This is a genomic window from Methylobacterium gregans, assembly GCF_022179245.1.
Lineage (GTDB): Bacteria > Pseudomonadota > Alphaproteobacteria > Rhizobiales > Beijerinckiaceae > Methylobacterium > Methylobacterium gregans.
On the sequence record NZ_BPQM01000156.1, the window covers coordinates 1 to 18,944 of the forward strand.

General features: G+C 70.8%; 13 protein-coding genes. 8 read left to right on the top strand and 5 right to left on the bottom strand.

Going from position 1 to position 18,944, the window contains the following annotated elements:
• The first annotated feature begins 30 nt into the window (after positions 1-30).
• The 4 genes from MFF54_RS25140 to MFF54_RS25155 all read left to right on the top strand — a co-directional run bounded on the left by MFF54_RS25140 (position 31) and on the right by MFF54_RS25155 (position 4,769).
• Positions 31-1,377, top strand: coding sequence for a M16 family metallopeptidase (locus MFF54_RS25140; protein WP_238306941.1), 1,347 nt, complete (start codon positions 31-33; stop codon positions 1,375-1,377).
• Positions 1,378-1,448: 71 nt separating this feature from the next.
• Positions 1,449-2,732, top strand: a complete 1,284-nt coding sequence (locus MFF54_RS25145; protein WP_238306930.1) for a M16 family metallopeptidase — start codon at positions 1,449-1,451, stop codon at positions 2,730-2,732.
• 186 nt (positions 2,733-2,918) lie between these two features.
• A complete protein-coding gene (locus MFF54_RS25150) occupies positions 2,919-3,845 on the top strand; it encodes a ring-cleaving dioxygenase (RefSeq protein WP_238306931.1) in 927 nt (308 codons plus the stop codon).
• Positions 3,846-3,995: 150 nt separating this feature from the next.
• Positions 3,996-4,769 carry a ferredoxin--NADP reductase gene (locus tag MFF54_RS25155; RefSeq protein ID WP_109951405.1) on the top strand — a complete coding sequence of 258 codons (774 nt, stop codon included), beginning with the start codon at positions 3,996-3,998 and terminating at the stop codon, positions 4,767-4,769.
• A 36-nt stretch (positions 4,770-4,805) separates the two neighbouring features.
• Here MFF54_RS25155 and MFF54_RS25160 read toward each other — a convergent pair whose 3' ends face one another.
• Together MFF54_RS25160 and zapE are read right to left on the bottom strand one after the other, a co-directional pair.
• Entirely contained in the window at positions 4,806-7,739 is a 2,934-nt protein-coding gene (locus tag MFF54_RS25160) for a response regulator (protein ID WP_238306932.1), read from the bottom strand.
• Between the two features lie 114 nt (positions 7,740-7,853).
• Positions 7,854-9,068 carry a cell division protein ZapE gene (gene zapE / locus MFF54_RS25165; protein ID WP_238306933.1) on the bottom strand — a complete coding sequence of 405 codons (1,215 nt, stop codon included), beginning with the start codon at positions 9,066-9,068 and terminating at the stop codon, positions 7,854-7,856.
• A 255-nt stretch (positions 9,069-9,323) separates the two neighbouring features.
• Between zapE and MFF54_RS25170 the strand changes: the two genes are divergently transcribed.
• A complete protein-coding gene (locus MFF54_RS25170) occupies positions 9,324-9,917 on the top strand; it encodes a GNAT family N-acetyltransferase (RefSeq protein ID WP_238306934.1) in 594 nt (197 codons plus the stop codon).
• A gap of 7 nt (positions 9,918-9,924) precedes the next feature.
• Here the strand turns inward: MFF54_RS25170 and MFF54_RS25175 are convergent, their stop codons facing one another.
• Together MFF54_RS25175 and MFF54_RS25180 are read right to left on the bottom strand one after the other, a co-directional pair.
• Entirely contained in the window at positions 9,925-10,674 is a 750-nt protein-coding gene (locus MFF54_RS25175) for a ComF family protein (RefSeq protein ID WP_238306935.1), read from the bottom strand.
• A gap of 146 nt (positions 10,675-10,820) precedes the next feature.
• The gene (locus MFF54_RS25180; protein WP_238306936.1) at positions 10,821-12,164 is read right to left on the bottom strand and encodes a dicarboxylate/amino acid:cation symporter; all 1,344 of its coding nucleotides are present in this window, start codon (positions 12,162-12,164) and stop codon (positions 10,821-10,823) included.
• Between the two features lie 310 nt (positions 12,165-12,474).
• Between MFF54_RS25180 and MFF54_RS25185 the strand changes: the two genes are divergently transcribed.
• Positions 12,475-14,346 carry a sensor histidine kinase gene (locus MFF54_RS25185; RefSeq protein WP_238306937.1) on the top strand — a complete coding sequence of 624 codons (1,872 nt, stop codon included), beginning with the start codon at positions 12,475-12,477 and terminating at the stop codon, positions 14,344-14,346.
• Positions 14,343-15,707 carry a sigma-54-dependent transcriptional regulator gene (locus MFF54_RS25190; protein WP_238306938.1) on the top strand — a complete coding sequence of 455 codons (1,365 nt, stop codon included), beginning with the start codon at positions 14,343-14,345 and terminating at the stop codon, positions 15,705-15,707. Before MFF54_RS25185 ends, MFF54_RS25190 begins: the two co-directional genes overlap by 4 nt.
• 48 nt (positions 15,708-15,755) lie before the next feature.
• On the opposite strand, the gene MFF54_RS25195 is transcribed toward MFF54_RS25190, so the two are convergent.
• Positions 15,756-17,621 carry a PAS domain S-box protein gene (locus MFF54_RS25195; RefSeq protein WP_238306939.1) on the bottom strand — a complete coding sequence of 622 codons (1,866 nt, stop codon included), beginning with the start codon at positions 17,619-17,621 and terminating at the stop codon, positions 15,756-15,758.
• Positions 17,622-17,843: 222 nt separating this feature from the next.
• Between MFF54_RS25195 and MFF54_RS25200 the strand changes: the two genes are divergently transcribed.
• Complete coding sequence (locus MFF54_RS25200) at positions 17,844-18,875, top strand: aldo/keto reductase (RefSeq protein ID WP_238306940.1); 1,032 nt, start codon at positions 17,844-17,846, stop codon at positions 18,873-18,875.
• The last annotated feature ends 69 nt before the right edge of the window (positions 18,876-18,944 follow it).

Genomic DNA, 18,944 nt, shown 5'->3' on the forward strand with positions numbered 1-18,944 from the left:
ACGGCCGGCGCTGATCCGCAGGATCCGCGGATCAGCGCCGGCCGTGCCGACGCGGCGCCGCATGGGCGGTCCGAGGCGGGCGGTCCGGCGGTCACCGGCTTCACCCTGGACAACGGCCTCGACGTGATCGTGGTGCCGGACCACCGTGCCCCCGTCGTCACCCACATGATCTGGTATCGCAACGGCTCGGCCGACGATCCGATCGGCCAGTCGGGCATCGCGCACTTCCTCGAGCACCTGATGTTCAAGGGCACCGAGAAGCACCCGGTGGGCGCCTTCTCGAAGGCGGTCTCGGGCCTCGGCGGGCAGGAGAACGCCTTCACCAGCTACGACTACACTGCCTATTTCCAGCGCGTCGCCCGCGACCATCTCGGCACGATGATGGCCTTCGAGGCCGACCGCATGTCGGGCCTCGTCCTCGACGACGCCGTCGTGGCGCCCGAGCGCGACGTCGTCTTGGAGGAGCGCCGCATGCGGGTCGAGACCGACCCCTCCGCGCAGCTCTCCGAGGCGATGGCCGCCTCGCTCTTCGTGCATCACCCCTACGGCATCCCGATCATCGGCTGGATGCACGAGATCGAGGGGCTGAACCGCGAGCACGCGCTCGCCTACTACAAGCGCTTCTACACCCCGGAGAACGCCATCCTGGTGGTCGCCGGCGACGTGACCCCCGACGAGGTCCGCCGACAGGCCGAGGCGACCTACGGGCAGGTCGCGCCGCAGGGCGCACGCCCCGAGCGCCGTCGCCCGCGCGAGCCCGAGCCCCGGGCGATGCGCCGCCTCGCGGTCGCCGACCCGAAGGTCGAGCAGCCGACGCTGCAGCGCCTCTACCTCACACCCTCCTGCATCACCGCCCGCGACGGCGGCTGCCACGATCTGGAACTGCTGGCCGAGGTGCTGGGCGGCGGCTCGACCTCCTATCTGTACCGCAAGCTCGTGCTGGAGCAGGGCCTCGCGGTGAATGCCGGCGCCTGGTACATGGGCTCGGCGATCGACGATACGCGGTTCTCCGTCTACGCCGTGCCCGCCGAGGGCGTCGGCCTGGAGCAGCTCGAGGATGCGGTCGACCGCGTGCTGCGCCGCGCGCCGGCCGAGGCGCTCGGGGCCGAGGCGATCGAGCGGGCCAAGACCCGGCTCGTGGCCGAGACGGTCTACTCGTCCGACAGCCAGTCCTCGCTCGCCCGCATCTACGGCTCGGCGCTCGCCATCGGCGAGACGGTCGAGGAGGTGCGCCGCTGGCCCACGGACATCGAGGCCGTGACCAAGGACCGCCTCGCGGCGGCCGCGGAGCGCTGGCTGACGCCGGCCCGCTCTGTCACCGGCTACCTGACGAAGACGAAGGACGCCGACGCGCCGGTCGCGATCGCCGCCGAGTAGCGGCACGGACCGAAGCGCATCCGAGGCGGCCGCCGTTCGCGGGCGGCCGAAACAAGAACAACGAGGTTCCCATGAACTTGGCCGAGACCGACGCCCGCACAGCCAACGCGCCCACGAAGGCGCTGCCCGTCCCCGGCGGCGCCGGCGTGGAGGCGTGGCACGTCGAGTCGCCGGTCGTGCCGATGATCGCGCTTGCCTTCACCTTCGAGGGCGGCGCGGCGCAGGATCCCGAGGGCAAGGCTGGCTGCGCCCAGATGCTGGCGCGCCTCCTCGACGAGGGCGCGGGCGACCTCACCTCCGACGCCTTCCAGGAGCGGCTGGCCGCGCGCGCGATCGAGCTGTCCTTCCACGCCGGCCCCGACGCCATCGGCGGTTCGCTCAAGATGCTGACGAAGCACGCCGACGAGGCGATCGACCTGCTGGCCCTGGCGCTGGCCAAGCCCCGGCTCGACCCGGACGCGATCGAGCGCGTGCGCGCCCAGATGATCGCCGGCTTGCGCTACCAGCAGAACGATCCGGGCGTGCTGGCCTCGCGCCGGTTCTTCCGCGAGGGCTTTGCCGGCCACCCCTACGGCCGGCCGTCTTCCGGCACCCTGGAGAGCGTCGCGGCGATCACCCGCGACGATCTGCTGGCGATGCACGCGCTGATCATCGGGCGCGGCGCCGTGAAGGTCGCGGCCGTGGGCGCCATCACCAGCGCGCAGCTCGCCGAGGGGCTGAACCGGGCCTTCGGCGCCCTGCCGGAGGCCGGCGAACTCCGCGCCGTGCCGAAGACCGTGGTGCAGGGCCTCGGCCGTCGCGAGGTCGTGGATCTCGACGTGCCCCAATCCGTGATCCGTTTCGGCCTGGCCGGCGTGCCCTGGCGCGACCCAGACTTCATCCCGGCCTACGTGCTCAACCACATCCTGGGAGGCGGCGCCTTCACCTCGCGCCTGTTCCAAGAGGTGCGCGAGAAGCGGGGGCTCGCCTACTCGGTCGGTACCTCGCTCGTCAGCCACCGCGCCACCGCGATGATCTGGGGCTACACCGCCACCAAGAACGAGCGCGTCGGCGAGGCGCTCGCGGTGATCTCCGAGGAGATCGACCGGCTCGTCGCCAACGGCCCGTCCGACGAGGAGCTGCAGAAGGCGAAGGACTACCTCACCGGCTCTTACGCGCTCGGCTTCGACACCTCGACCAAGATCGCGCACCAGCTCGTGCAGATCGCCTTCGAGGATCTCGGCATGGACTATTTCGCGCGCCGCAATGACATGGTGTCGGGCGTGACGCAGGCCGACATCCGCCGCGCTGCCGCCCGCACCTTCGCGGACGGCAAGATGCTGGTTGTCGCGGCCGGCCGGCCCACGGGCTTCTGATCGCGGATCCCGAAGGCCCCGGACCTTTGGCGGGTGGAGGGCGGAGCCCGCGCGTGGCTTCGCCCTCTCGGGGTGCCGCCCCAAGCCCCCGGCCCGGGCCCCCGCCGTAGGGTTTCCACCTTTCGGGATCCCGAGCGTCTCGGTGGGGATAGGCACTGTAAGGCGACCGCTCCGAGAGTCCGATCCATGCAACTCACCGGAATCCACCACCTCACTGCGATCACCGCGCGGGCGGCCGACAATTTCGCGTTCTACACGCGGGTGCTTGGGCTGCGGCTGGTGAAGAAGACGGTGAACCAGGACGACGTCTCTGCCTACCACCTGTTCTACGCGGACGGGCTCGCCTCGCCCGGCACCGACATCACCTTCTTCGACTGGCCGGCGCCGCCCGAGCGCCGCGGCAGCAACAGCATCAGCCGCACGCACCTGCGCGTGCCCACGGCCGCGATCGACTGGTGGCGCGCCCATCTCGCGCGGCAGGGCGTCGACCACTCGGCCCCGATGGAGCAGGACGGACGCCTGAGCCTCGACTTCGAGGATCCGGAGGGCCAGCGCCTCGCCCTGGTGGCGGACGATACCGATCCCGGGCATCCCTGGACGGCAAGCCCGGTGCCGGCCGAGCACCAGATCCGTGGCCTGGGGCCGATCCGCCTCTCCGTGCCGGCGCCCGAGCGCACCGAGGCGGTGCTGACCGAGATCCTCGGCATGACCCACGACCGCACCTTCGAGCTGCCCGAGGGGCCCGTGCGCGTGTTCCGGATGGGTTCGGGCGGACCGGCCGCCGAGATCCAACTCCTGCACGACGCCGCGGCGCCGGCCCGCCAGGGCGCGGGTGCGGTCCATCACGTCGCCTTCCGCATCCCCGATGCGGATTACGCAGCCTGGGCCGAACGGCTGCGGCAGCGCCGGATGCCGACGAGCGGCCCCGTCGATCGCTACTACTTCCGCAGCCTCTACTTCCGCGAGCCGAACGGCATCCTGTTCGAGATCGCCACCGACGGGCCCGGCTTCACGGCCGACGAGCCGCTGGACACGCTGGGCGAGCGGCTCGCCCTGCCGCCCTTCCTGGAACCGCGCCGCGCCGAGATCGAGGCCGGTCTGAAGCCGCTCTGAGCGGCGGCGCGGCGGCCGAGTTTTAAGAGTGATTCCAGTAAGCTGAGCCCGCACGCGCCCGCGTGCCAGCTATGCCTTGACGCGGCCGCCGCAGGTGCGAGATAGCCCGCCACAAAGGGTTTTGAGAAAGATTCGGGGACAGATCCGTCCATGAGCAAGTTCTTCGAGGAGCGGGTGGTATCGGTCCACCACTGGACCGACACGCTGTTCTCGTTCCGCACCACGCGCGATCCGGGCTTCCGCTTCCGCAACGGCGAGTTCACGATGATCGGCATCGAGGTCGAGGGCAAGCCGCTGCTGCGCGCCTACTCGGTGGTCTCGGCCAACTACGAGGAGGAGCTGGAGTTCTTCTCGATTAAGGTGCCGAACGGCCCGCTGACGAGCAAGCTGCAGCACCTCAAGGTCGGCGACCCGATCATCGTCGGCAAGAAGCCCACCGGCACGCTGGTGCTCGACAACCTGCTGCCGGGCCGCCACCTCTACCTGCTCGGCACCGGCACGGGGCTCGCGCCCTTCCTGTCGATCATCAAGGACCCGGAGACCTACGACCGCTTCGAGAAGGTCGTGCTGGTTCACGGATGCCGGCAGGTGCAGGAGCTCGCCTACGGCGAGACCATCACCGAGACGCTGCCCAAACACGAGTTCCTGGGCGAGATGATCGCCAACCAGCTGATCTACTATCCCACCGTGACCCGCGAACCCTTCCGCAACCGCGGCCGGATCACCGACCTGATCACCTCGGGCAAGCTGTTCGAGGATATCGGCCTGCCGCCTCTCTCGAACGAGGACGACCGCTTCATGCTCTGCGGCTCGCCGGAGATGATCCGCGACACCCGCGAGCTCCTCTCCGGCCGCGGGCAGGAGGAGGGCAACCACGGCGAGGCCGGCCACTACGTCATCGAGAAGGCGTTCGTCGAGAAGTGAGGGGCCGGCCCTCTCCCGCCGGGGAGAGGTCGCGCCTCACTCGGCTTCCGCGGGTTCGGGCACCAGATCCCGGACCGCGCGCGCCAGATCGGCGAGGCTGAGGCTGCCCTTGCTGATCACCCGGTCGGCCTGGCCCGCGAGCCGCCGCCGGTCCTCACCGGTGATGTCCTTCGCTGTCAGCACCACCACCGGCACCTCCGCCCAGTCGGGCCGGGCCCGGAAGGCGCGCAGGAAGGCGAAGCCGTCCATCTCCGGCATCATCAGGTCGAGCAGAACGAGGCCCGGACGCTCGCGCGCCGCCTCCTCCAGCGCCAGCCCCCCGTGGGCGGCCTCGCGCACCGGCAAGCCCTCGCGCTCCAGGGCCACCACGACCCGCTCACGGGCGTCCGCGTCGTCATCCACGACGAGGATCGGTCCCTCGGTGGTCGTCGGCCGGAAGCGGTCGGTCACGGCCTTCAGGCTCGCCCACTCGATCGGCTTCTGCAGGTAGTCCGTCGCGCCGAGCGAGAAGGCGAGGTTCTGCTCGTCGAGCACCGTGACCATCACGATCGGCGTGGCCCCGAGTTCCGGATCGGCCCGCAGCGCCCGCAGCACCGCCCAGCCGTCGAGGCGCGGCATGGTGACGTCGAGCAGGATCGCGCGGGGACGCAGCGCGCGTGCGCGGTCGAGGCCCTGCCGTCCGTCTTCCGCGGTCGCCACGCGGAACCCCTCGCGCTCGAGAAAGCGGGCCAGCAGATCACGCGTCGCGGCGTCGTCATCGATCACCAGGATCGTGCGCCCGTCGCCGCCATCCGCCTGCGGAGCCTCCACGACGGTCTCATCGGCGGCGTGCCACGCGTCCGGCACGGCGAGCGTGAAGGTCGTGCCCCGGCCCGGCTCGCTCGCCACCGCGATCGACCCGCCGAGCATCTCGGCGAAGGCCTTGGTGATCGAGAGCCCGAGCCCGGTCCCGCCGAAGCGGCGCGTGGTCGAGGCGTCGGCCTGGGTGAAGCGCTGGAACAGGCGCCCGACCTGTTCGGCGCTCATGCCGATGCCGGTGTCGACCACCGCGAAGCGCAGGGTGGCGCCCTCGCGGGTGGCCCGCAGGGTGATGCGGCCGTTCTCGGTGAACTTGGCGGCGTTGCTGAGCAGGTTGATCAGGCACTGCCGGAGCTTCGTCACGTCCGTATGGGCGCTGCCGAGGTCCGGGGCGAGGTCGAGCGCGAGGGTGTTGCCCTTCTTCTCGATGAGCCCCTCGACGGTCGAGGCCACCTCCTGCACCACCTGCACGACCTCGAAGGTCTCGGCGTAGATCTCCACCCGGTCAGCCTCGATCTTCGAGATGTCGAGCACGTCGTTGATCAGGCCGAGCAGGTGGCGGGCGTTCGCCTCGATCTTGCGCATGTCCGCGATGAGGTCCGGCTCACCGAGATCCTCCAGCTCCTCCTGCAGCATCTCGGAATAGCCGATCACCGCCGAGAGCGGCGTGCGCAGTTCGTGGCTCATGTTGGCCAGGAACTGGCTCTTGGCGCGGTTGGCCTCCTCGGCGGCCTCGCGGGCGGCGAGGATCGCGGCCTCGGCGGCCTTCGCCTCGGTGACGTCTGTGTGGGTGCCGACCCATTCCCGGATCGAGCCGTCGTGCTCCAGGATCGGCATGGCCCGCACGCTCATGGCCCGGTAGGCGCCGTCGCGGCGACGGATGCGGTGCTCCACCTCGTAGGGCGCCTGTGTCGTGACGGCGTGCGTCCAGGCTGCGCGGGTGCGCTCGCGGTCATCCGGATGGACGACGTCGAGGAAGCCGAGGCCCGCATAGGCCGCGTCGTCCTGGCCGGTGAAGCGCGTCCAGCCTGCCTGGCGCGGGTGAAGCCCGCCCGCGGGCGCGGCCGTCCAGACGATCGCGGCGCTCGCCTCGATCAGGGAGCGGAACCGCTCCTCGCTGCGGCGCAGGCGCGCCTCTGCGAGGTGACGCACCGTCTCGTCCACCACGACGAGGCCGACACCCTCGACCTGCGAGCCCTCTCCGCCGCTGCCGCGTAAGGGGTAGAAGCTCATCGAGAAGCGGCGCACGCCGCCAGGCGCGCTCGGCGTTGGGACCGCGACCGGTACGTCGGGCGTGACGAGGCCCTCGTCGAGCGCGGCAGCGAGCCTTGGGGCGAGCGCGTCCTGCAGCGTCGGCAGCATCGCCCAGATCGGCGCTCCGAGATCGGCGCCAAACCCGCGCTCGCTCATCTGCGCCAGCGCCCGGTTCATGTGGCGAATCTTCAGGTCCCGGTCGAGGAAGCCGAGACCGACGGGCGCGTTCGCCAGAACCCCGTCGAGCAGCGCCGACATGCGCAGAGATTCGCGCCGCCGCACCAGGGCAAGGCGGGCGAGCAGCGCGATCGCCGCGAGCGCGCAGACGCCCGAGAGCAGCGAGAGCAGAAGGGACCGGCGGGACTCCGTGTCCCGCAGGTCGGCCAGCCGCCGCTCGGTGGCCCCCTCGATGCCGGAGACCTCTGCGCGAATCGCCTCCATCAGGGCGATGCCGTCGCCCGTCCGGACCAGGGCGGTCGCGGCCTCGAAGCCCTGCTCGCGCCGGACCGCGATCACGCGGGCCGCGAAGTCGCGCTTGCGCGCGATCAACTCGGCGAGCGAGGGCGCGCCCGCCCGCAGCGGCTCCTGCGCCGTGCGGCCGAGCCCGGCGAGACCCGTCTCGATCTCGGCGAGCGCACGGTGGTAGGGCCCCATATGCTCGTCGCTGCCGACCAGGACGTAACCGCGCTGGCTCGCCTCCAAGTCCTTCACGGCGGAGAGCAGGCGTTCGAGACCGGCGATCGTGCCGGTGCCGCTCGCCGCCTCCGCCCGGTTGGCCTCGCCGGCCAGATAGTTCCAGCCGCCCGCCACCAGCGCGACAACGAGCAGCGCGAAGGCGGTGGGCGAGCCGAGGAAAGCGGCGAAAGGGCCGGCCCCGCGCCAGCGGGAACGGCGCAGCCTGAAGATCGAACTGGGCATGACAGCGTGCCGTGAGGGAGATGGAGCGGGGGAGATAGATCGCGCGCGAGAGGAAACGACTCCGATCGACCGGAAGCACCCCCGAAGCCCGCGAGCGGCGCCCCGAACGCCGCCTCAGGTCTCGACGAGGCCTGCGCTCGATCCGGAGGGCTCCGCCTTGCCGTGCGGCAGGGCGAGATATTCCGAGGAGCGCATCTCGATCAGGCGCGAGACGGTGCGGTCGAACTCGAAGGCCTCGCGGCCCTCGCGCGCGATGTAGAGATCCTGCGCCTCGGCTTCCGCGGACGCCACGAACTTCACCTGCGCGTCGTAGAGCGTGTCGATGAGCGTGATGAAGCGCTTGGCCTCGTTGCGCTCGGCCTCGCCCATCACCGGAATGTCCGAGACGATCAGCGTGTGGAAGCTGCGCGCCAGCGCCATGTAGTCCGAGGCGCCGAGCGGCTGGGCGCAGAGGTCGCGGAATCCGAAGCGGGCGACGCCCGCCGCCTCCTCCGGCACCGGCACGTCGCGCCCCTGCACCCGCACGCTGCCGGGCTGCCCCTTGGCCTTGCCGGTGAGGCTGCGAAAGGCGGCGTCGAGCGCGGCGGCGGCGGCCGCGTCGGCCGGCACGTGGTAGACCGGCGCGCCGCCGAGCTTCTCCAGGCGGAAATCGGTTCGCGAATCGAGGCGCATCACCGCGACACGCTCAGTGAGCTCGGCGATGAAGGGCAGGAACAGCGCTCGGTTCAGTCCGCCCTCGTAGAGCCGGTCGGGCTCGACGTTCGAGGTCGCCACTACGGTCACGCCGCGGGCGAACAGGGCCTTGAACAGGCGCCCCAGGATCATCGCGTCGGCGATGTCGGTAACGGTGAACTCGTCGAAGCAGAGCAGGCTGGCCTCGCCCGCGAGCGCGTCGGCGACCGGACCGATCGGATCGTCGCCCTTCACCTCGCCGCGCTTGAGCGCCTGCCGGTAGGCGTGGATGCGCTCGTGCGCGTCGGCGAGAAACCCGTGAAAATGCACCCGCCGCTTCGGTCCGGGCGCGGCCTCGTGGAACAGGTCCATCAGCATGGTCTTGCCGCGGCCGACCGAGCCCCAGATGTAGAGGCCGCGCGGCGGCGCGGCCGTCTCCTTGCGGCCGAAGAGCCAGCCGAGCGCGCTGCCCTTGCGGGCGCGCTGCCGGCGCGCGAGCGTTCCGAGAAGGTCGTCGAGGGCGCGGACCACCTGAAGTTGGGCCGCGTCGCGCTCGATCGTGCCAGAGCGGACGAGGGCGTCGTAGCGCTGCTGCACGGGACCCGACGGGGCGGCTCCGCTTCCGGGACGGTGCTGCGGCGTCGAACTCGATGTCACGGTGCGGCCTCCGGGCCTGTGCTCGCGCAGGATACGGGCGCGTCGGTCTGCCCCGCTCCCCACCCCGGATCAAGCCGGGGACGTTCACGGCAGGTCCCGGTCGTCTCAATCCTACCCGCCGCCACGCATAGCTCGGCCGTTCGCCCGGGCATTTTGCTGCATTGCACAACCCAGCGTTCGGTGCCACATCTGCCGGGCCTTGGGAGGGAACGTCCGATCCTGTGCGCCCGCCGCGCCGTCGACCGGAGACCCTGAATGGCACTGCCAGAACACGCGGCGCCCGGACATACGATCCGGCGCCTCTGGCCGGGCGACCGCCCGGCCGTCCTCGACTACTTCCAGCGGCTGGATCCCGAGACCCGTGCCAACCGCTTCATGGGCCCGGTCGGCGAGGCCGGCACGCGCGCCTACGCGGAGCGCGCCGTGACCGCCGAGGGGCTGGTCGTCGGCGCTTTCGTGGACGGCGTGCTGCGCGGCCTCGGTGAGCTGCGCCCGGCCGGGACGCCGCACGGCTTCATGCTCGGCGCCGAGGCCGAGGCCGCCTTCGCGGTCGAGCGCGACTTCCGGCGCCGGGGCATCGGCACGGCCCTGTTCGGCCGCATCGCGAGCGCCGCGCGCAACCGCGGCGTCGGGACCCTCCATGTCCGCTGCCTCGACCGCAACAAGCCGATGCTGCGCCTTGCCGCCAAGCTCGGCGCCGACCTGCACCGGAGCGCGTGCGAGACCCGGGGCGACCTCAGGCTCGCCCAGGCGACGCCCTTCTCGCTCTGGTACGAGAGCATCGCGGAGGCCTACGACTTCACGCTCTCGGTGATCCGGCCGGCCTTGGCCGAGGAGAATGCGGCCTGAGGATCAGTTAGCCCAGCGGATCGGCCACCAGTGCGAAGGTGAGAAGATCGACAGCAATAGCCCCGCCGCGGATCAGCGCCCGGGCGGCGGCGTTCGCGGTGGCGCCCGTCGTGGTGACGTCGTCGACGAGCAACACACGCCGGCCCTGCAGCGCCGCCCGGCGCTCCTGCGGCACCCGGAAGGCGCCCTGGAGGTTCTCGGCGCGGCCCGCGCGGCTCAGACCGACCTGCGGGCGCGTCGCCCGGACCCTTGCGAGGAGCCTGGGCTCGAAGGGCAGCCCCGCGCGCCGGGCGACCGGCCGGGCCAGCAACGCCGCTTGGTTGAAGCGCCGCCGCCACAGCCGCCACCGGTAGAGCGGCACCGGCACCACGCAATCGGCCTCGGCCAGGAGCTCGCGCCCGCTCGCCATCATCATGCGGGCCATAGCGGACGCCAGATCGAGGCGATCCTCATATTTGAACCGGTGGACCATCCGACGGGCGGTATCATCGTAGAGGGCCACCGCCCGCGCACGGTCGAAGACCGGCGGGTCCGCGATCGCGCGGGGCGAGTAGAGCGGCCCGATTCCGGGATCGAGGGCGAGCGGCGTGCCGTAGCGCGGGCAGAGCGGCGCCTCGATCAGCCGCAGCGACGACCAGCAGGATGGGCAGAGGGCGCCGGGATCCATGGTGGCGCCGCCGCAGCCCGCACAGCTCGGCGGGTAGACGAGAGCCAGGGCGGCGCGGGCGAAACCGCGGAGCGCGTCGTGGGGCTGCATCGGGCATCCCGGGTGGCTGAGTCGCCATGGGGGATCATCGGCGGGATTCTGCCGCACCGTCCAGAGACCCGACACGCGAAAGCCCCGCACCTTTCGGCGCGGAGCTTCGTTCGGCGGAGTGCCGCGCGCGGCGCGGCACCCGGATCTTACTCGGCCGGCTGGAGAGCCGGGGCGGGGGCCGGGTTGGCCGGGGCGTTGCGGCCGAGGGTGGCGGCGAGTTGCGCCTCGTCCACCTCCCCCTCCCAGCGGGCGACGACGATGCAGGCCACCGCGTTGCCGATGAAGTTGGTGAGCGCCCGGCACTCCGACATGAAGCGGTCGATGCCGAGGATGAGCGCCATGCCGACGACCGGCACCGAGGGGACCACCGCCAGGGTGGCGGCCAGTGTGATGAACCCTGAGCCGGTCACGCCCGCCGCGCCCTTCGAGGAGAGCATGGCGACGAGGAGCAACAGGCCCTGCTCGCCGAGCGTGAGGGGGGTGTCGGTGGCCTGGGCGATGAACAGCGCCGCCATCGTCATGTAGATGTTGGTGCCGTCGAGGTTGAACGAGTAGCCCGTGGGGACGACGAGGCCGACGACCGGCTTCGAGCAGCCCGCGCGCTCCATCTTCTCGAGGAGCGAGGGCAGCGCCGACTCGGACGACGAGGTGCCGAGGACGAGGAGAAGCTCCTCCTTGATGTAGCGGATCAGCTTGATGATCGAGAACCCGTTGTAGCGGGCGACCGCGCCGAGCACGCCGAAGACGAAGATCGCCGAGGTCAGGTAGAAGGCGCCGACGAGGTAGGCGAGGTTGGCCAGCGAAGAGATGCCGTACTTGCCGATGGTGAAGGCCATCGCGCCGAAGGCGCCGATGGGAGCGACCTTCATGATGATGTTGACGACGCCGAAGATTGCCTCGGACAGGACCTTGATGATGTCGAGCACCGGCTTGCCGCGGTCGCCCAGGAAGGCGAGGCCGAAGCCGAACAGCACCGAGAAGAACAGCACCTGAAGGATCTCGCCGCCCGAGAACGCGCCGACCGCGGTCGACGGGATGATGTTCATCAGGAAGTCGGTGATCGTCTGCGTCTTCGCCTTCTCGGCGTACATCGCGATCTGCTTCGGATCGAGCGACTTCGGATCGATGTGCATGCCTGCGCCCGGCTGGACGAGGTTCGCCACGATCAGGCCGACGATCAGAGCCAGCGTCGAGAAGGTGATGAAGTAGATGAGCGCCTTGCCGCCGACGCGGCCGACCTTCTCAAGGTTCGTCATGCCGGCGATGCCGGAGACGACGGTGAGGAAGATCACCGGCGCGATGATCATCTTGACAAGCTTGATGAAGGCGTCGCCGAGCGGCTTCATGTCCGCACCGAGCTGCGGGTAGAAGTGGCCGAGCGTGATGCCGAGCGCCACCGCGACCAGCACTTGGAAGTACAGCGTGCGGTAGATCGGCTTCGGCTTGGCCGGCGCGTGCGGCGCGGTGAGTGGGGACGGTACGGCTGCCATCAGGGCATCTCCTCGGGATCCGGTTCGTGAGGTCGGTTCGTCGGTTTCGATCCCGGGTGCCTCGGGCATCCGCGGGAGCGCGCTCTTGCTTTTGGCCAGGAGGCTTGCAGTCATGCGTCGATGGCAGGACTGCGTTACGCCGGGTGAATGGCAACGGGCGTGCCAGCTCCAAAACCGTATGAAAATTTTGTTAAGGCCCTGTCGGGGAAGCATTTTTCTGCATGGCACCGTGTCGCCCATCGTCGTTCGTTCCGAGGTCTCGCAATCGCGTGCCCGTCGCGTTCCGGATTTCCGCACGGGGTGTCGAGCGATGAGCGCGTTGCCCGGGTCACGCCCGGGTCCGGGACGGACCGCGTCGGCCCGCTGGTTCCTCCTCGGCCTCTGCCTGATGGCGATGCTGGTCGCGACCTGGGCCGGCGGGCGCGTGGCCGAACGCTGGGCGCTCGCCGACCTGCGCCGAACCGCGCGCGCCACGCTGACCATCCAGGCCGGCGCGCTGCACAACGAAATGCAGCGGCAGAGCGCGCTGCCGCTGGCGCTCGCGACCGACCCGGAGATCGCAGCAGTGCTGCGGGCGGAAGTTTCGGGGAGTGGGGAGGCCGCGGCCGGCCTCGCCGACCGCCTGAGCGCCCGACTCGCCGAGGTCGCCGGGGCGACGGGCGCGGCGGTGATCTACGTGATCCGGCCAGACGGGCTGACAGTCGCGGCGAGCAACGCCACCAGCGGCCGCAGCTTCATCGGCAACAACTACGCTTTCCGGCCCTATTTCCGCGGGGCGATGGCGGATGGAGCGGGCTCCCAGTTCGCGCTCGGGACAGTGAGCGGGCGCCCCGGGCTCTACCTCGCCCGGCGCGTCGGCGAGGGGGCCGGCGTCGTGGTGGTGAAGGTGGAGTTCGACGCGGCCGAGGCCGCGTGGCGCGAGGTGCGCGAGCGCGTATTCGTGACGGATGCCCGCGGCATCGTTCTGGTGGCGAGCGACCCGGCCTGGCGCTTCCGCACGCTCACGCCTCTGGACGCGGAGGCGCGCGAACGCAGCCGCGAGGCTTTGGAATTCGGCGCAGCACCGCTTGAACCGCTGCCGCTCTACCTGGCGGAGAACGAGCTGGTCCGTCTCGGTCGCGGCGCTGCCCCGGCCCAGCTGATGCTGATGCTGGACGCGCCCGTGCGCGACACCGACTGGCGCATCCACACCCTGACGCCGATCGCCACCGCGGTCGAGCGCGAGCGCAATCAGGGCCGGTTGATCGCGCTGCTGGCCACCGGCCTCCTGGCCCTCGGGCTCGGAACGCTGCTGGGGCGCCGGGCCCGCACGCAGGTGCGCCTCGCCGAGGAGGGCGCGCGCCGGGTCGAGCTGGAGGCGCGGGTGAGCGAGCGTACCCGCGAACTCAGCGCGGCCAACGACCGCCTGCGCGAGGAGATCGAGGAGCGCGGGCGCTCGGAGGCCGAGCGCGAGCGCCTCGGCCGGGAGCTCGCCCAGGCCGGCCGCCTCGCGGCGCTCGGGCAGTTCGCCGCAAGCATGGCCCACGAGATCAATCAGCCGCTCGCCGCGATCCGCTCCTACGCCGACAACACGGGCATTCTGGTACGGCGCGGTCGCGTGGACGATGCGGCCGAGAACGTCGCGGCGATCGGCCGCCTCGTCGATCGCATCGGCGGCCTGACGCGCCAGCTCAAGGGATTCGCCCGGCGCGCCTCCGGCCGGCGAGAACCGGTGGCGGTGGACGAGATTCTGCGCGGAAGCCTCGAGATCGTGGCGCACCGGGCCCGCGACGAGAACACCGATCTGGTGGTCCGGGCCGAGCCCGGCCTCTCGGCGATTGGGGAGGGGGCGCGGCTGGAGCAGGTTCTGGTCAATCTCCTGCAGAATGCCCTCGACGCGGTGGCGGGCCGGGCCGGCGGCCGCGTCGAGCTCGGGGTGACGGGAACGGAGGAGCACGTCCGCATCGCGGTGCGCGACAACGGGCCCGGCATCTCCGATGCCGACCGCGCGCAGATCTTCGACGCCTTCTTCACCACGAAGCCCGACGGGCTCGGGCTCGGGCTCGCCATCGCGCGCGGGATCGTGGAGGAGTGCGGCGGCACGCTGGGCGTGGAGGCGGCGGAGGGCGGCGGCACCATATTCCGCATCGTGCTGGTCCGGGCCGGGGTGCCGGCGCGGGAGCTTCAGGGGGAGACGCCGTGAGCGAGGCCGAGACCGAGGCGGGCCGATCCGAGCGCATCGTTTTCATCGACGACGAGGAGGACGTGCGCCGCGCCAACCGCCAGAGCCTGGAACTCGACGGATTCGCGGTCGAGGCGTTCGGAGCGGCCGAGCCGGCACTGGCCTCGATCCTGGCCGAGCCGCCCGGCGTCGTCGTCACGGACGTGCGCCTGCCCGGCCTGGACGGCCGCGCCCTGTTCGAGCGCCTGAACGCCGCCGATCCGGACCTGCCGGTGATTCTGATCACCGGGCACGGCGACATCTCGATGGCGGTGCGGGCCCTGCGCTCCGGCGCCTACGACTTCCTGGCCAAGCCCTACCCGGCGGAGGTGCTGATCGGCTCCGTACGTCGTGCCCTGGAGCGGCGGCGCCTCGTGCTGGAGAACCGGCGTCTGCGCGCGCGCCTCGAAGCGGCGGCGGACGAGGACCCGGCCTTCCTCGGCGTCTCGCCCGGGATGGTGCGCCTGCGCCGCCTCGTTCGCGACGTCGCCCAGGCCGACGTCGACGTGCTGGTGCTGGGCGAGACGGGGTCGGGCAAGGAGGTGGTGGCGAGCGCGCTGCACCGCTGGAGCCGGCGCTCGGCCAGGAACTTCGTGGCGATGAATTGCGGCGCGCTGCCCGAGACGGTGGTGGAGAGCGAGCTGTTCGGCCACGAGGCAGGCGCCTTCACGGGCGCGCTCAAGCGGCGGGTCGGGCGCATCGAGCACGCGCAGGGCGGAACGCTCTTCCTCGACGAGATCGAGAGCATGCCAATGGGCCTGCAGGTGAAGCTCCTGCGGGTGCTCCAGGAGCGCACCGTCGAGCCGCTCGGCACCAACGAGATCCGCCCGATCGACATGCGGGTTGTGGCCGCGACCAAAATCGATCTGGGGCTCGCTGCCGCGCAAGGCACGTTTCGCGACGATCTCTACCATCGCCTCAACGTCATCACGGTGACGATCCCCCCCTTGCGCGAGCGGCGCGAGGACGTGGCGCTGCTGTTCCAGCACTTCCTGGGCCGGGCGGCCGAGCGGTTCGGACGCCAAGCCCCGCCGGTGTCCTCCGCGATCCGCGAGCACCTGCAGGGCCACGATTGGCCCGGAAACGTGCGCGAGCTCGGCCATTTCGCCGAGCGATGCGCGCTGGGCTTCGGCCCCGAGGCGACGGGCGCGACCGAGGCTCCCTCGGGGCCGGCCCTCACCCTCGCCGAGCAGGTGGACCGCTTCGAGCGCGGCGTGATCCGCGACGAGCTGATCGCGGCCGGCGGGGATGTGAAAAGCGCCGCCGAATCGCTCGGCACACCGCGCAAGACGCTCTACGACAAGATCGCCCGGCACGGCCTCACACCGACCGATTACCGCTGACGGTCGGCGTGGCTGCCCGAGCGATGTCCTGGGCGGGCAATGCGGCGATCAGCGAAGTGGCGTTCTCGGCGCGTCCGAGAGCGGTAGATCGATCGTGCAGCGAAGCGCGTTCGCGCCGATCTCGAAACGGGTCCGGGCCTTCAGGGCGTAGGGCAGCGCCTTCTCGATCAGCTCACGGCCGTAGCCGCGCCGGGCCGGAGTGCCGTCCGGACGTGTGCGAATGCCCTCCTCGAGCCAGACCAGGGAGAGGCGCCGCTCGCCGGCTTCCGCCGTGTAGCTGTCCCAGCCCACCCAGAGCTCGCCCTGCTCGCCCGCCAGCGCGCCGTACTTGCGCGCATTGGTCGCCAGCTCGTGAAGCGCGAGGGCGAGCGTCTGCACGCTGGCCTTGCGCAGGGTCACGTTGGGTCCCTCCAGAGCCACGCGGCCCGGCATGGCCGTCGCGCCGAGAGCGTGCAGCTCGGTCTCGATCAGCGCCCGGATGGTGATCGGCTGGCGGTCGGAGCGGGACAGCAGTCCCTGTACCCGGGATAGGGCGGCGAGGCGGTCGTTGAACTGCTCGCGGAACTGCTCGGTCGAGGTGGTCCGCGCCATCGTCTGCTGCGCGATCGAGCGCACGACCGTGATCAGGTTGCGGGTGCGGTGCTGAACCTCGTCCACCATTACGGCCTGGCGCGCCTGCATCTCGTGCATCTCGTGGATGTCCATCGCCGCGCCGAACCACTGCGTGACCTGCCCGGCCTGGTCCATCACCGGAACCTGCCGAACCAGGAACCAGCGGTACTGCCCATCCCGGCGGCGTATGCGGTGCTGCACCTCGATGAAGCGCTGATGCCGGAATCCCTCGCGGAACGCCGTGCTCGCGGCCTCGCGATCATCGGGATGGATGACGTCGAGCCAGCCGAAATCCTGTGTCCGGTCCTGTGTCAGGCCGGAATAGTCGAGGAAAGACTGGTTCTGCGAGTAGGCGCGACCGCTCGCGTCCGATCGCCAGAGAATGACGGGCACGAGGTTGGCCAGGGCCCGGAACCGCTCCTCGCTGTCGCGTACGCGCTCTTCCGCGAGACGGCGGGCGGTCAGGTCCGTGGTGACGGCCAGAAGCGTGCTCGGACGGTCCGGTCCGTGGTGGAGCGTCTGCACCCGGCTGTTCGCCCATACGTAGGTGCCGTCCGGCCGTACGTAGCGCTTGTCGAGGGTGACGGGCTCGTGGGTTCGCAGGGCCTCCGCGACCGCGTCGAGACTTGGGGGGACATCGTCCGGATAGGTCACGTCTAGGACCGTCAGGCGCAGGACCTCCTCGTGCGTCCGCCCCAGGATACGGCAGATCTCGCCGTTGGCGCGCAGGAAGCGCCCGTCCGGGGTGAGCTCGGAGAGGCCGACGGCGGCGTTCGCGAAGATGGCCGCGAGCTGCTCCTCGCTCTCGCGCAACGCGCCCTCCGCCCGATGCTGGCGGGTGGCCTCGGCGATGACGAGGAGGATCCCCGCGACGGTGCCGGTCTCGTCGCGGATGGGGCTGTAGGAGAGCGTGAACCAGGCATCTTCCGGCGGACCGTTCCGGGCGATCGGGAAGTGCGCGTTCTGAAGCGTGACGGTCTCCCCGTGCCGGACGCGCCGATAAATCGGCGCGGTGATGTCGGCGATCTCCGGCCAGCACCCGGAGGTAGGCTGACCGAGGCCGGCTGGGTGCTTGGCACCCATCAGGTCACGATAGGCGTCGTTGTAGATCTGGATGAGCTGGGGTCCCCACAGCGCGACCATCGCGAAACTGCTGGGCAGAAGAAGGTCCACCGCCGTCCTAAGACTGAGCGGCCAGCTCTCGAGGGCGCCGAGCGGTGTGGAGGCCCAGGCGTGCGTCCGGATGCGCGCGGCCATCTCGCCGTCGCCGATGGGCCACTCAGGCAAGCTGACGCCGGCCATCGGGCCTCTCCTCGCAAGCCGTCGGGCGAATCTATCCCCGTTCCCTGCGGGAACGCCAGACACGTCCGCGAGGGGCCGGTTGCCGCAGCCGGAGCGATCGCGCACCTTCCGCCTCCGCGCACGGCAGGCCTGCCGTCAGCGGGGAAGTCGGGCCGGGCTGACGCGTTAGATCGGCAGGCGCGCCGCGCGGCGCGGCGCGATCCGATCGAACGCGAGGGTCCTATGGAATACAGGCAGCTCGGCCGCTCCGGCCTCACCGTACCGGTGCTCAGCTTCGGCACCGCCACCTTCGGCGGCACCAACGAATTCTTCCAGCGCTGGGGTCAGACGGATGTCGCCGAGGCGACCCGGATGGTCGATCTCTGCCTGGATTCCGGCGTCAACTTCTTCGATACCGCCGATATCTACTCGCAGGGCGCCTCCGAGGAGGTGCTGGGCCAGGCGCTCAAGGGCAAGCGCGAGCGGGCGCTGATCTCGACCAAGACCACCTTCCGCTTCAACGACGACCTCAATCAGGTCGGCTCCTCGCGCCACCACATCGTGCGCGCCTGCGAGGCCAGCCTGAAGCGGCTCGGCACCGACCATATCGACGTCTACTTCATGCACGGATTCGACGCGCTCACCCCCGTCGAGGAGACGCTGCGGGCGCTCGACGACCTCACCCGCGCGGGCAAGATCGGCTATATCGGCGCCTCGAACTTCTCCGGCTGGCAGCTCATGAAGGCGCTCGCCACCTCAGAGCGCTACGGGCTCAACCGCTACGTCGCCTATCAGGGCTACTACTCCCTGATCGGTCGGCACTACGAGTGGGAGCTGATGCCGCTCGGGATCGACCAGGGCGTCGGGCTGATGGTGTGGAGCCCGCTCGGCTGGGGCCGGCTCACCGGCAAGATCCGGCGCGGCCAGGAGAACAGGAGCGGGCGGATCGCCGCTGGCGGCGCCGAGGGTGGGCCGCCGGTCTCGGACGAGTACCTGTTCGGCGTGGTCGACGCCCTCGATGCGGTTGCCGAAGAGACGGGAAAAAGCGTCGCGCAGGTAGCGCTGAATTGGCTGCTGACTCGGCCGACCGTGTGCAACATCGTGGTCGGTGCCCGCACCGAGGAGCAGTTGAAGCAGAACCTCGCCGCGGTCGGCTGGGCTCTCTCACCCGAGCAGGTCGCACGCCTCGACGCGGCGAGCCAGGAAACGCCGATCTACCCCTACTGGCACCAGAAGGGCTTCGACGAGCGCAACCCGAAACCGACGACTTGGTGAGGCCGGGCATCCGGGAGCGGCGCACCGCTCCCGGACCCTTGCCCCGGCCACTTGCCCCAGCCCCTTGCC

What these genes read in the sequence shown, in the direction of transcription:
- MFF54_RS25145 (WP_238306930.1), top strand. Translation starts at nt 1,449, where the DNA reads ATGAACTTGGCCGAGACCGACGCCCGCACAGCCAACGCGCCCACGAAG.
- MFF54_RS25160 (WP_238306932.1), bottom strand. Translation starts at nt 7,739, where the DNA reads ATGCCCAGTTCGATCTTCAGGCTGCGCCGTTCCCGCTGGCGCGGGGCC.
- MFF54_RS25170 (WP_238306934.1), top strand. Translation starts at nt 9,324, where the DNA reads ATGGCACTGCCAGAACACGCGGCGCCCGGACATACGATCCGGCGCCTC.
- MFF54_RS25185 (WP_238306937.1), top strand. Translation starts at nt 12,475, where the DNA reads ATGAGCGCGTTGCCCGGGTCACGCCCGGGTCCGGGACGGACCGCGTCG.
- MFF54_RS25200 (WP_238306940.1), top strand. Translation starts at nt 17,844, where the DNA reads ATGGAATACAGGCAGCTCGGCCGCTCCGGCCTCACCGTACCGGTGCTC.
- MFF54_RS25150 (WP_238306931.1), top strand. Translation starts at nt 2,919, where the DNA reads ATGCAACTCACCGGAATCCACCACCTCACTGCGATCACCGCGCGGGCG.
- MFF54_RS25195 (WP_238306939.1), bottom strand. Translation starts at nt 17,621, where the DNA reads ATGGCCGGCGTCAGCTTGCCTGAGTGGCCCATCGGCGACGGCGAGATG.
- MFF54_RS25175 (WP_238306935.1), bottom strand. Translation starts at nt 10,674, where the DNA reads ATGCAGCCCCACGACGCGCTCCGCGGTTTCGCCCGCGCCGCCCTGGCT.
- MFF54_RS25155 (WP_109951405.1), top strand. Translation starts at nt 3,996, where the DNA reads ATGAGCAAGTTCTTCGAGGAGCGGGTGGTATCGGTCCACCACTGGACC.
- MFF54_RS25180 (WP_238306936.1), bottom strand. Translation starts at nt 12,164, where the DNA reads ATGGCAGCCGTACCGTCCCCACTCACCGCGCCGCACGCGCCGGCCAAG.